General features: G+C 61.6%; 14 protein-coding genes. 6 read left to right on the plus strand and 8 right to left on the minus strand.

Going from position 1 to position 12,273, the window contains the following annotated elements:
- Window positions 1-3: 3 nt before the first annotated feature.
- The gene (gene cls / locus G7025_RS06930) at window positions 4-1,443 is read right to left on the minus strand and encodes a cardiolipin synthase (protein WP_181077600.1); all 1,440 of its coding nucleotides are present in this window, start codon (window positions 1,441-1,443) and stop codon (window positions 4-6) included.
- A 131-nt stretch (window positions 1,444-1,574) separates the two neighbouring features.
- Here cls and G7025_RS06935 point away from each other — a divergent pair, with 131 nt between their 5' ends.
- Window positions 1,575-2,096, plus strand: a complete 522-nt coding sequence (locus G7025_RS06935) for a DUF3617 domain-containing protein (RefSeq protein ID WP_181077602.1) — start codon at window positions 1,575-1,577, stop codon at window positions 2,094-2,096.
- A gap of 13 nt (window positions 2,097-2,109) precedes the next feature.
- Here G7025_RS06935 and G7025_RS06940 read toward each other — a convergent pair whose 3' ends face one another.
- Genes G7025_RS06940 through folE2 form a run of 4 tightly spaced genes read right to left on the minus strand, consistent with a single transcriptional unit; the run spans window position 2,110 to window position 5,421 of the window.
- Window positions 2,110-2,988: a metal ABC transporter substrate-binding protein gene (locus tag G7025_RS06940; protein WP_181077603.1), complete on the minus strand. Its 879-nt coding sequence runs from the start codon at window positions 2,986-2,988 to the stop codon at window positions 2,110-2,112.
- A gap of 11 nt (window positions 2,989-2,999) precedes the next feature.
- Window positions 3,000-3,866 (minus strand): metal ABC transporter permease, encoded by an 867-nt coding sequence (locus G7025_RS06945; RefSeq protein ID WP_181077605.1) that lies wholly within the window; start codon window positions 3,864-3,866, stop codon window positions 3,000-3,002.
- Window positions 3,866-4,534: a metal ABC transporter ATP-binding protein gene (locus tag G7025_RS06950; protein WP_181077607.1), complete on the minus strand. Its 669-nt coding sequence runs from the start codon at window positions 4,532-4,534 to the stop codon at window positions 3,866-3,868. Before G7025_RS06950 ends, G7025_RS06945 begins: the two co-directional genes overlap by 1 nt.
- Complete coding sequence (gene folE2 / locus G7025_RS06955; RefSeq protein ID WP_181077608.1) at window positions 4,531-5,421, minus strand: GTP cyclohydrolase FolE2; 891 nt, start codon at window positions 5,419-5,421, stop codon at window positions 4,531-4,533. The genes G7025_RS06950 and folE2 overlap by 4 nt, the downstream gene beginning before the upstream one ends.
- A gap of 128 nt (window positions 5,422-5,549) precedes the next feature.
- Between folE2 and G7025_RS06960 the strand changes: the two genes are divergently transcribed.
- Entirely contained in the window at window positions 5,550-6,761 is a 1,212-nt protein-coding gene (locus G7025_RS06960; protein WP_181077610.1) for an N-acetylmuramoyl-L-alanine amidase, read from the plus strand.
- Here the strand turns inward: G7025_RS06960 and G7025_RS06965 are convergent.
- Window positions 6,758-7,126, minus strand: a complete 369-nt coding sequence (locus tag G7025_RS06965; RefSeq protein ID WP_181077612.1) for a glutamine synthetase — start codon at window positions 7,124-7,126, stop codon at window positions 6,758-6,760. The genes G7025_RS06960 and G7025_RS06965 overlap by 4 nt on opposite strands.
- 136 nt (window positions 7,127-7,262) lie before the next feature.
- On the opposite strand from G7025_RS06965, the gene zigA reads away from it, so the two are divergent.
- The 3 genes from zigA to G7025_RS06980 are packed head-to-tail and all read left to right on the plus strand — an operon-like array spanning window position 7,263 to window position 10,122.
- On the plus strand, window positions 7,263-8,471 hold the full coding sequence (gene zigA, locus G7025_RS06970; protein WP_181077614.1) for a zinc metallochaperone GTPase ZigA: 1,209 nt from the start codon (window positions 7,263-7,265) through the stop codon (window positions 8,469-8,471).
- Window positions 8,471-9,115 carry a DUF1826 domain-containing protein gene (locus G7025_RS06975; protein WP_181077615.1) on the plus strand — a complete coding sequence of 215 codons (645 nt, stop codon included), beginning with the start codon at window positions 8,471-8,473 and terminating at the stop codon, window positions 9,113-9,115. Before zigA ends, G7025_RS06975 begins: the two co-directional genes overlap by 1 nt.
- 44 nt (window positions 9,116-9,159) lie before the next feature.
- Entirely contained in the window at window positions 9,160-10,122 is a 963-nt protein-coding gene (locus G7025_RS06980; protein WP_181077617.1) for a CobW family GTP-binding protein, read from the plus strand.
- On the opposite strand, the gene G7025_RS06985 is transcribed toward G7025_RS06980, so the two are convergent.
- A complete protein-coding gene (locus tag G7025_RS06985; protein WP_181077619.1) occupies window positions 10,116-10,511 on the minus strand; it encodes a DUF3301 domain-containing protein in 396 nt (131 codons plus the stop codon). The genes G7025_RS06980 and G7025_RS06985 overlap by 7 nt on opposite strands.
- A gap of 117 nt (window positions 10,512-10,628) precedes the next feature.
- Between G7025_RS06985 and pdxY the strand changes: the two genes are divergently transcribed.
- The gene (pdxY, locus tag G7025_RS06990; RefSeq protein ID WP_181077620.1) at window positions 10,629-11,501 is read left to right on the plus strand and encodes a pyridoxal kinase PdxY; all 873 of its coding nucleotides are present in this window, start codon (window positions 10,629-10,631) and stop codon (window positions 11,499-11,501) included.
- 65 nt (window positions 11,502-11,566) lie between these two features.
- Here the strand turns inward: pdxY and G7025_RS06995 are convergent, their stop codons facing one another.
- Complete coding sequence (locus G7025_RS06995; protein WP_181077622.1) at window positions 11,567-12,052, minus strand: acyl-CoA thioesterase; 486 nt, start codon at window positions 12,050-12,052, stop codon at window positions 11,567-11,569.
- Between the last annotated feature and the right edge of the window lie 221 nt (window positions 12,053-12,273).

Here is a 12,273-nt window from a genome sequence, read left to right on the forward strand (position 1 = left end):
CTGTTAGAGAATCGGTGAGATCAAGCGCGCAATGCGCATCCCCAGGTGTTGCAACCGGCGGGTTTCGAGGCTTTCTTCCTGGCTGACCTCATGGGCTTGGGCAAAGTCGTTGAGCAACATGTGCTCCACCTGCTGGGCGAAGGCTTCGTCGACCGTCAGCAGCATCACTTCAAAATTCAGGCGGAACGAACGGTTGTCCATGTTCGCACTGCCGATGGCGCTGATTTCGCCGTCCACCAGCACCACTTTCTGATGCAGAAAGCCGGGGGTGTAGCGGAACACTCGCACGCCGGCGCGCACGGCTTCGATGGCGTACAGGCTGGAGGCGGCGTAGACGATGCGATGGTCGGGGCGCGATGGCAGCAGCAGGCGCACATCGACGCCGCGCAACACCGCCAGACGCAGGGCAGCGAACACCGCTTCATCGGGAATGAAATACGGGCTGGTGATCCACACGCGTTCGGCGGCGGCGTGAATCGCTTCGACGAAGAACAGCGAGCAGGTTTCGTACGCGTCGGCCGGGCCGCTGGCCAGCAGCTGACAAAGCACGCCGTCTTCGGGGTAGGCGTCCGGCAGGATCAGCGGCGGCAGTTCCCGTGCAGCCCAGAACCAGTCTTCGGCAAATGACTCCTGCAGGCACGCCACTACCGGACCGGTCACTTGCACATGGGTGTCGCGCCACGGTGCCAGCGGCGGCTTCTTGCCCAGGTATTCGTCCCCCACGTTGTGCCCACCGACAAACCCCGTGATGCCGTCCACCACCACGATCTTGCGATGGTTACGGAAGTTGACCTGGAAGCGGTTGAGCCAACCGCTGCGGGTGGCGAAGGCTTTGATCTGTACACCCGCGTCACGCAGTGATTGCACGTAGTGATGGGGCAGGGCGTGACTGCCGATGCGGTCGTACAGCACGTGAATGGCCACGCCCTGTGCGGCTTTCTCCTTCAATAGCGCGTGTAATTGCCGGCCGAGTTCGTCGTCATGAATGATGAAAAACTGGAACAGCACGGCCGTTCTGGCGTTGCGAATGGCTTCGAAGATCGCGCTGAAGGTGGCCTCGCCATTGACCAGCAACTGCACTTGGTTGTTGGCCAGGCACGGCATGCGGCCCAGCTTGGGCATGGCGCGCAACGAGGCGTAGGCACTGGAGTGGCGTGCGGCCAGGGCCTCTTCGACCCACGGGCGCCAATTGAGCGCGGCGATGGCGCTGTGCATTTCCTGGTTGGCCTGGCGGCGCGCGTGGATATACGCATCGAAGGTGCTGCGGCCGAAAATCAGGTAAGGGATCAGGGTCAGGTACGGCATAAACATCAGTGACAAGGCCCAGGCGATGGAGCCTTGGGCGGTCCGCACGGTCAGCACCGCATGGATCGCGGCGAGGGTGCCGAAGAAGTGCAGGGTGGCGATAAAGTACGCCAGCAGGTGCGGGCCAAAAAAATCCATGGACGACGTTACTCCAGGCAATCCAGTGCCTAACAGACCATGTTCGGTCACGAATGTCGCTATTTTATTTGCCGTGCAACACTGGCTGTTTTGCGGCGTCTAACGCTCCACCTTTACCCAGGAGTTACCCGATGAATGCTCGTCTGCTGTGTATGACCATGGTTGTTGGTTTGTCGTTGCCCCTGGCGGCGCAGGCCCAGATGCTGGCGCCGGGCTTGTGGGAAGTGACCACCAGCAATATGAAAGTCGATAACCAGGAGTTGCCGGACCTGTCGCTGATCCTCGGCCAGCTCAAGCAACAGATGACCCCGGAACAGCGCGCCATGCTGGAAAAACAGGGCATTACCATGGCCGGTAAAGGCGTGCAGGTATGCCTGACCCCGGCGCAGGTGGCGTCCGATTCGATCCCCTTGACCGACCCGCAGTCGGGCTGCCGCCAGGAAGTGACCGACAAGACCGGAAACCAGTGGAAATTCCGCTTCAGTTGCCCGAAGGCCCAGGGCACGGGCGTGGCGACTTTCCAGAGCCAGAAAGAATTCACCACCACCGTCAACGGCACCTTCAACGCCACGGGCGTGCAGCAGAAGGGCAGTCTGGACAGTCATGCCCAGTGGCTGGGCAACAACTGCGGTACCGTCAAGCCGCGCGCCTGAAGGGGCTTGCGGATCATGGCTTGCCCAACGTGTTGCACAGGGTGTTGAGGTTGTATTCGAACAGACCGATAAAGGTGCTGGCCGGGCCTTCGGCGGCGAGGGCGTCGGAGTACAGCGTCCCGCCGATCTGCGCGCCGCTTTCGTCGGCGATCTGCTTGAGTAGACGCGCGTCCTTGATGTTCTCCATAAACACCGCTTTGACCTTGTCCTTGCGAATCTGCGTAATCAGCGCGGCGACTTCGGCTGCCGAAGGCTCCCGCTCGGTGGACAAACCTTGGGGGGCGAGGAACTGAATGCCATAGGCCTGGCCCAGGTAACCGAAGGCATCATGGGAAGTGACGATGCGGCGATTGCCCGGCGGCAGGGCGCCGAACCTGGTTTTGGCTTCGGCCAGCAGGCGGTAGATTTGTTTCAGATAGGCTTGGCTGTTGCGCTGGTAATCGGCTTGGTTTGCCGGGTCGGCCGCTATCAGGGCCTTGGTGATGTTGTTCACATAGATTTCGGCGTTGGCCAGGTTGTGCCAGGCGTGCGGGTCGGGGATGGTTTCGCCGTCCTCTTCCATGGTGTGAGAGATCACGCCTTTGCTGGCGGTGACCACGGTGGCCCGGGTTTCGGTACTCGCCACCAGGCGGTCCAGCCACGGCTCGAAGCCCAGGCCGTTCTTAATGATCAGCCTGGCTTTAAGCAGCGCCTTGGCATCGTCCGGGGTGGGCTCGTAGGTATGGGCATCGGCATCGGGGCCGACCATGTTGCTGATCTGGATGTGGTCGCCACCGATCTGGTGGGTGATGTCATCGAGAATACTGAAACTGGTGACGACTTGGAGTTTGTCGGCGGCCTGGGCCATCGACAGCGGTAGCAACAAACTGAACAGCACGAGTAGAGCGCGCATCGGCAAACACCTCATTGGGATGACAGCAAGGGCGGGCGGCGCAGCAAACCGTGCACCGGACCGAAGACCACAGACAACAAGTACCCGGCACCCGCCACCAGCACAATTGCAGGGCCGCTGGGCAGCGAGTAGTAGAACGACAGCAATAAGCCAAGCCACACCGACAGGCATCCCAGCACTGCCGATACCGCGATCAACACCGGCAGGCGTCGGCTCCAGAACCGTGACGCGATGGCCGGCAGCATCATCAACCCCACCACCATCAGCGCGCCGATGGCTTGGAAACCGATCACCAGGTTCAGCACCACCAGAGTCAAAAACAGCCCATGAGCCAAGGGACCGAGGCGGCTGACGGTTTGCAGGAACAATGGGTCGAGGGTGTACAGCAGCAGCGGTTTGTAGATCAGCGCCATGGCGATCAGGCTGAACCCGGACACCCACAACATACCGGTGAGGGTGGTTTCATCCACGGCCAGGGCGGAGCCGAACAGCAGGTGCAACAGGTCCAGGCGTTTACCGGCGATGCCGAGGATCAGCACCCCGGCGGCGAGGGAAATGGGGTAGATGGCGGCGAGGCTGGCGTCCTCGCGCAGGCCAGTGCGGCGGGTGATCCACGCCGACAGCCCGGCCATGCCCAGGCCGGCACCGAGCCCGCCGAGGGTCAGCGCCGGCAGGCTCAAACCGGCGAACCAGAACCCCAGGGCGGCGCCGGGCAGGATGCCGTGGGCCACGGCGTCGCCGATCAGGCTCATGCGCCGCAGAATCAGGAATACGCCCAGCGGCGCGGTGCTGCACGCCAGCACCAGCCCGCCAATCAGTGCGCGGCGCATAAACACGAAGTCGAGGAAGGGCATCCACAAGTGGGCGGCGAAGTGCATCAAGCCACCTGCATCTGGGGCTGGGGTCGGATGAGCTCTTTGCTCGGGCCCAGCAAGCAGCCGGTGCTTTTGATCTGCAACACGTTTTGAGTGTGATGGCGCACGGATGCCAGGTCATGGCAGACCACCACCAATGTGCGGCCCGACGCGTGCCAGGCATGGATGTGTTTCCAGCACAGCGCCTGGCCCTCTACATCAAGAGCGGCGTGGGGTTCGTCGAGCAGCAGCACCGGCGACTCCGACAAGCTCATGCGGGCCAACAACGCGCGCTGCAACTGGCCGCCGGACAAGGCCATTAACGGGCGCTGTTCCAGGCCGCTGAGGCACCAGTCTTCAAGCACGGCTTGCAGGCGCTGGCTGCGCCGTTGCGGGCTGAGTTGCACGCCCCAGAAACCGGCGGCGACCAGTTCCTGCAGGCTGATGGGAAACTGGCGGTCCAGGTGCTGTTGCTGCGGTAGGAACGCCAGGCCTCCGCGTCGTGGTGCCTCCACGCTGACTTTACCGGCCAGCGGCCTTTGCAGGCCGGCAATCACCTTGAGCAGGCTGCTTTTGCCGGTGCCATTGGCACCGATCACGCCGGTGAGGCTGCCTTTTTCCAGGTTGAAATCTACAGGTGGCGTCAGCGGTTGGCCGGGAGCGCCCCAGCGTAAAGCGGTGCAGGTGATCATGCAGAGTGTCTCGTCCAGCGGCTTTCAGCCACGGCATCGTGCGCGTGCAGGCTTTCGGCGTGGATCACTTTGAGGTGAAAGGCGTTGATTGCGTCCGAGCGTTTCAAGGCGAGGTTTACGCGGCGAGCGGCGTCTTCGCAGAACATCAGGTTCTGACCGTTGGCGAGGGCGAAGGCTTGCTCGTCGGCGCGTTTTACTGCGGTTTGCACGGCGGTTCCGAGAGCGGCTTCAACCGTGTTGATCAGCTCCAGCAGCGGCAGCTGTTCACCTTGCAGGTGCACGTGTAACTGCGCGCTACTGCGCTGGCTATGGGGCGTGGCGACAACGCCGTTGGCGCTGCCTAGCCATGTCAGCACCTCTGCATGCTGCAAGGACCTGTTGGCGAAGTCATCTACAAATTGCTGTTGAATCAACTGCCTGGCGAGCGCAGCCGAGCAAGGGCAGGTTGAGGAGTACGCCACGTCAATTTTTAGTTCCACGTGGAACATCTGGTTTTTCAGCTGCGCTTCAATGCTGACGGGATAGCTCTTCCAACCCGCCAATGGGCTGACCAACGCCGGGCGTTTGAGCAGCAGATCGGCGTTGAGGCGCAGATAAGCGTTCTTAGATAAACCTTCATGACTGTCGAGAAAACGCTGCAGTACAGTGCGCAGAAGTGCAGGCGTAAGCGGCTGCTGGTCAAGCATCTCCAAAGCCAGATACAGACGTGACATATGGATGCCGCGTGCGGTGCCATCGTCCAGGCTGACGCCGGCGTCGGCTGTGGCGCTCAGGCGCTGGTTATCAAGAAGGATGGGCAGGGCAATGCCGCACATGCCGACCCAGTCGAGTGGCAAGGCTTGGCGTGAAGCCTGCGCGGCAATGTCCGGCAGAGTCAGCGCGTTCATAAACGGGTCCATCGTTGGAAATAATTGGACATGTTATAGTATAACAATCTCATCGACGATGAAATTTATACGCCAGCCTTTGTTCAGCCATGTCGAGCAGGGACGCTCCTCTATTCGCGGTACTTGTCATGCACAGACGTCAGCTTCTCAACCTGCTCCTGGCCAGCCCACTTTTCGTCCTGCCGTTCACGGTTCACGCCACGCAGATCCGCAACGCGCGCTTGTGGCGTTCAGACGACAAACTACGGCTGGTGTTCGACCTCAGCGGCCCGGTGCAGTACAAGACCTTCTCGCTGACCGCGCCGGAGCGTTTGATCATTGACCTGAGCGGCGCCGGGCTCAGTGGGAACTTCTCGCAGTTGGCGCTGCAAAACAGCGGAATCACCTCGATTCGCTCAGGGCATTTCGGCCGGAACGACACACGCATCGTGCTGGACCTGGCGGCGCCCATGCAGCTCACCAGTTTTGTACTGCCGCCCCAGGACGGCCAAGGGCACCGCCTGGTGCTGGACCTGACCCGCGCTACCCAGGCGCCCCGTCAAATCGCGGCTGAACCGGTGCCCTGGATGGCGCCGGTGGACAAAGCCCATCCCAAGCGCGACATCATCGTAGTGGTCGACCCCGGCCACGGCGGCAAGGACCCCGGCGCCATTGGCTCCAAGGGTCAGCGCGAAAAAGACGTGGTGTTGTCCATCGCCCAACAGCTGGCCAAGCGCTTGAAGCGCGAAAAGGGCTTTGACGTGAAGCTGGTGCGCAACGACGACTTCTTCGTGCCGCTGCGCAAGCGCGTGGATATCGCCCGTCGACACAAAGCGGATATGTTCATCTCGGTGCATGCCGATGCTGCGCCACGGCTGACTGCGTCAGGCGCTTCGGTGTACGCGTTGTCCGAAGGCGGCGCCACCTCCGCCACGGCGCGGTTTATGGCCCAGCGTGAAAACGGCGCGGACCTGCTGGGCGCCACCACGCTGCTCAATCTCAAGGACAAGGACCCGATGCTGGCCGGGGTGATTCTCGATATGTCGATGAACGCCACCATCGCTTCCAGCCTGCAATTGGGCAGTTCGGTACTGGGCAGCCTGCAGAGCATCACGTCGCTGCATCAGAAACGCGTGGAACAGGCTGGGTTCGCAGTGCTCAAGTCTCCAGACGTACCGTCGATCCTGGTAGAGACCGGCTTTATTTCCAACGCTCAGGACGCGCAACGATTGGTGAACGCACGTCATCAGCAGGCTGTGGCTGACGGGCTATTCGAGGGCCTGAAAAATTACTTCCAGAAGAACCCGCCGATAAACAGTTATATGGCCTGGATGCAGGAACAGAAAAACGCCCGCGTCTAGCAACCCGTGAGGCGGCTGCAGGTAAAAGTAGCGCCGGCGCCGCCGGAGCTGGAAAACCGATTGACCGTCGTCCAACCCACCCGGCGTGTGTAACCGACCCACGCCTCACCGTCCGACGCCAGCCCGGTAAAGAACGTCAGTTGCCCGTAGCGGCTGTTGGTCTGCGCCCAGTAGCGCTTCCCGATCACCTCGAAGCCGCGCAGATATGTGGTACTGCCGGCCGTTGCCACGCTGTAGGCGTTGCCCAACGGGTCTACGCAGGCGAGCAGGTTGGCGCTGCGTGTGCAATTGGCCAGCAAGGTCGGCGCTTGGGCATTGGCCTGGCTCGCGAAGATCAGCAGGAGGCCGCAGAGCAAGTAGTTCATAAGCAATCTCGATATCGGCAGACGCCAGCATTGCTGTCTTCATCAGGACGAGCAAGAGGGTTGGCTTATTTGTGTTGTTATACTATAACATTAACAACAGCCCGATTCGAACGGGCGGCCTGATGAGAATGACCTGATGCCCAATCGTCTCCCCGTTACCGTGCTGTCCGGCTTTCTCGGCGCCGGTAAAAGTACGCTGCTTAACTACGTCCTGCGCAATCGCGACAACTTGCGTGTGGCAGTGATCGTCAACGACATGAGCGAAATCAACATCGACGGCAGCGAAGTGCAGCGCGACGTCACGCTCAACCGCGCCGAAGAAAAACTGGTGGAGATGAGCAACGGCTGCATCTGCTGCACCTTGCGTGAAGATTTGCTCGAGGAGGTCACCAAACTCGCCAGGGACGGGCGCTTCGATTACCTGCTGATCGAATCCACGGGTATTTCCGAGCCGCTGCCGGTGGCCGAAACCTTCACTTTTCGCGATGAAAACCAGCAAAGCCTGGCCGATATCGCGCGGCTGGACACCATGGTCACCGTGGTCGACGGCATCAACTTCCTGCTCGACTACCAGGCCGCCGAAAGCCTGGCCTCGCGCGGTGATACGCTGGGTGACGAGGACGAACGTTCGATCACCGACCTGCTGATTGAGCAGGTCGAATTCGCCGACGTGATCCTGATCAGCAAGATCGACCTGATCAGCCGGCACGAGCGCGAGGAACTGATGGCGATCCTTGAACGCCTCAACGCTCAGGCCAGGATCATCCCGATGGTGATGGGTGAGGTGCCGCTGGAGCAGATCCTCAATACCGGGCGCTTCGACTTCGAACGCGCCGCCCAGGCACCCGGCTGGTTGCAGCAATTGCGCGGCGAGCATGTACCGGAAACCCAAGAGTACGGCATCGCGTCCACCGCTTATCGTGCGCGGCGCCCGTTTCATCCGCAGCGTTTCTACGACTTTATCGATCGCCCGTGGGTCAACGGGAAATTGCTGCGTTCCAAGGGCTTTTTCTGGCTGGCCAGCAAACACCAGGATGCAGGCAGCTGGTCCCAGGCCGGTGGCTTGATGCGCCATGGCTTCGCCGGGCGCTGGTGGCGTTTCGTGCCGAAAAATCAATGGCCGCAGGACGAGGAAAGCGTTGCGGCAATCATGGGCAATTGGCAGCCGGGCAGCGGCGATTGCCGTCAGGAACTGGTGTTTATCGGGCAGCACATCGACTTTGCCCGACTGCGCGCCGAGTTGGATGCGTGCTTGCTCACCGATGAAGAAATGGCCCTGGGTGTCGAGGGGTGGCGCTTGCTGGCCGACCCTTTTGGCCCCTGGTATGAGGAGGTCGCCGCCTGATGCTGTCTGCATTGACGCCCTTGCGCCCATTGATTCGCCAGACTCGCGGCGAAACCCCGTTGGCACTGTCCGACATCCTTGAAGACGGGGTGAACCTGGCCCTGTGGCAGCGCCGATTGCCGCTGCATATCGCCGAATTCGGCGCCTTGCTGGTGGCGCTCAACGAGCCCGTGGCCGATTCGTTGGTGGTGGAACTCGGCAGTGAGGAGGCGGTGCCGAACTTGCAGGGGCTGGCGGCCAATTGCCGTGATCTTGAAGGCTACGAAGGGTTCATCGCCGATGTGTCATGGCTGGTCAGCGCCTTTGCCTGCCTGCTCGGTGCCCACCGCATCGGGGTGCGCCTGCGGTTGTTGGATAAAGCCATGTGCCCAAGGTTTCACGTCGACCATGTACCGGTGCGGCTGATCACTACCTATGCGGGGATTGGCAGCCAATGGTTGCGTGAAGGCATCATGGACCGCCGCCGATTGGGTCAACCCGCCGCCGAGCCCACCGCGCGCATTGAGCAGATCCACTGCGGCGAGGTGGCCCTGCTCAAAGGCAGCAAGTGGCACGGTAACGAAGGTCACGGCCTGATTCATCGCTCGCCCGCTTTGAGGGCCGGTGAGCGCCGCTTGATTCTGACGCTGGATTGGCTGGCATAAGCGCGTAGGATCAAGCGCTCTCCATGGCCTGAATGAAGCCTTCCATGCTGCAGAACATTCCCACTCATGTGATAGCCGGGCCATTGGGCGCCGGCAAGACCAGCCTGATCAAGCACCTGCTTGCCCAACGCCCGCCAGGCGAGCGCTGGGCTGTGTTGATCAACGAATTCGGCCAGATCGGTCTGGACGCCGCGTTGCTGAGCCAGGATGACGACGGCATTGCCCTGGGCGAGGTCGCCGGTGGTTGTTTGTGCTGTGTGAACGGTGCGCCGTTCCAGGTAGGCCTGGGCCGTCTGTTACGTAAGGCCCAGCCGCATCGTTTGTTTATCGAACCGTCGGGGCTGGGCCATCCGGCGCAGGTGCTCAGGCAGTTGCGTGAGGCACCTTGGCAGGGCGTGCTGACGCTGCAACCCTGCGTGTTGGTCCTGGATGCCCAGGCTTTGGCGGCGGGTAGACCCCTGCCCGCGGCGCAACAGGAAGCGCTGGCCGGTGCCGGGCTGCTGGTGTTGAACAAGGATGAAGGTCTGGACGCGGCGCAGCGCCAGGCGGTTGAAGCGCGGCTACCCGATTGCCCGCGTTACTGGACCCACCAGGCGCGTCTGCCATTGGCTCGGCTACCGGGGTTGGATCAGCACGCGGGTGTGGCTGTGGATAACGTTGACCAACCCCAGGGCTTGGCCCAACGGCCGGCGATCTGGCGCGATCCCACCGTGCCGATCTGTTTGAGCCAGGCCCAGGAGGGCAACTGGAGTGTGGGGTGGCGTTGGCATCCGAGCCAGCAATTCGACACTCAACGCGTGGCGGCGTGGCTGGCAGATCTCGCCTGGCGGCGCGCCAAGCTGGTTATCCACAGCCGTGACGGTTGGGTCAGCGCCAATGCGTTGGATAACAGCGCGCTTGCGTGGCAGGCCAGTGAATGGCGCCGTGATTCTCGTCTGGAATTGATCTTCAGCACGCCACAGGACGTGGCGGCATTGCAGGCCGGATTGGCGGCCTGCCGTTACTGACGGTTCTTGGTGCTGTGGTCCTGGCGCCACTGGCTCAGCTCAATGATCTCGGCGCTGGGCAAGGGGGTCTTGATCTCGAACGGGTAGGGCGCCAGTTCGATCTGCGCGCTATGGGCGCCGAACTGGGTGATGGTGCCGGGGTGGCGGGTCTCGCCGGTCACGGTGAACTCGAAATTGTAGACCCGCGCCAAGCGCCGCCGCCCATTGGCATCCTTTACAAAACCGATACGCTTGAGCGCCACCGCGCCGTCCAGCAGCTCGACGTCGAGCTTGGCGCAATGCTGCTTGACCCGCTCCAGCGCGCGCTCGCGCAAGCCGTGGTTGTGCCACACCCAGGCGGCACCGGTCGCCAGCAGCATCAACACGAACATGTTTCCCAGGGTCAGCATGCGATGAACTCCAACAAAGTGAGAGCAGCTTAACTGCGTCGCCGGTCTGTCGTACAGGCTGCGTTTAGTCGCATACTGCGCGGCCAGAATCCAAATGGCTTTACGGAAACCCCCTGCATGAAACGCACCCCTCATCTGCTTGCGATCCAGTCTCATGTGGTCTTTGGCCACGCCGGAAACAGCGCCGCCGTGTTCCCCATGCAGCGGGTCGGGGTGAACGTCTGGCCGCTCAACACGGTGCAGTTCTCCAACCACACCCAGTATGGACAGTGGACGGGAGAAGTGTTGGCGCCGCAGCAAATTCCTGCGTTGGTGGAAGGCATTGCGGCCATCGGTGAACTGGGTAACTGTGATGCCATTTTGTCCGGTTACCTGGGCAGCGCGGACCAGGGGCGGGCGATTCTCAGCGGCGTGGCGCGCATCAAGGCGATCAACCCCAAGGCTCTTTACCTGTGCGACCCGGTGATGGGGCACCCGGAAAAAGGCTGCATCGTGCCTCAGGAAGTCAGCGATTTTCTGCTCGACGAAGCTGCCGCGATGGCCGACTTCCTGTGCCCCAACCAGTTGGAACTGGACAGCTTCGCCGGTCGCAAGCCGCGCTCGCTGTTCGATTGCCTCGCCATGGCCAAGGCGTTGCTGGCGCGTGGGCCCAAGGCCGTATTGGTCAAGCATTTGGATTACCCGGGCAAGCTGCCGGATGGTTTCGAGATGCTGTTGGTGACCGCCGACGCCAGTTGGCACCTGCGCCGGCCGTTGCTGGCCTTCCCTCGTCAGCCGGTGGGGGTGGGCGACCTGACGTCGGGACTGTTCCTGGCGCGTGTGCTGTTGGGTGACAGCTTGCTGGCGGCTTTTGAATTCACCGCCGCCGCGGTGCACGAAGTGCTGCTCGAGACCCAGGCCTGCGCCAGTTATGAACTGGAACTGGTGCGCGCCCAGGACCGCATTGCCCATCCTCGCGTTCGCTTCGAAGCGACACCCATCACTCTGTAAGCACACCGGGCCCACTGTGGGAGCAAGCCCACTCCCACAGGGTGAATGGGTTTACAGCCTCGGACTTACGGCGCGTCGGCCTTGATTTCCTGGTAGCGCTTTTCCAGCTCCTGGCGGATCTGCCGACGTTGCTGGGCTTGCACGAAGCGGCGCTTGCCTTCGCTGTTATGCGGTTGCAACGGCGGGACGGCAGCCGGTTTGCGCTGGTCGTCCACCGCCACCATGGTAAAGAAGCAACTGTTGGTATGCCGCACCGAGCGCTCGCGAATGTTCTCGGTCACCACTTTGATGCCCACTTCCATCGAGGTATTGCCGGTGTAGTTGACCGACGCGAGAAAGGTCACCAGCTCGCCGACATGGATCGGCTCGCGAAAAATCACCTGGTCCACCGACAACGTCACTACATAGCGCCCGGCATAACGGCTCGCGCAGGCGTAGGCCACTTCGTCGAGGTACTTGAGCAAGGTGCCGCCGTGGACATTGCCTGAGAAGTTGGCCATATCAGGGGTCATCAAGACCGTCATCGACAGCTGGGCGTTTCCGGGTTCCATAGCTCACTCACGGGTTATAGGCATTGGTGGGGAAAGCACCTCTGCGGGTGCTGAACTCTTTACTGCGCTAGCCCTAACGGGACGCCGGTGGGCGGCTTGCCGTCACGCGTGGGCCGATCTGTTTCCATATATTGCACCGGCTTTTCGCCGGAAGTCGCGGTGTTAACCTTCAAAAGCCTTTCTAAGGGCATTTCTTACGTTTTAGGTAGATTTTTCCTTCA

It is taken from the genome of Pseudomonas lurida, assembly GCF_013522705.1.
Lineage (GTDB): Bacteria > Pseudomonadota > Gammaproteobacteria > Pseudomonadales > Pseudomonadaceae > Aquipseudomonas > Aquipseudomonas quebecensis.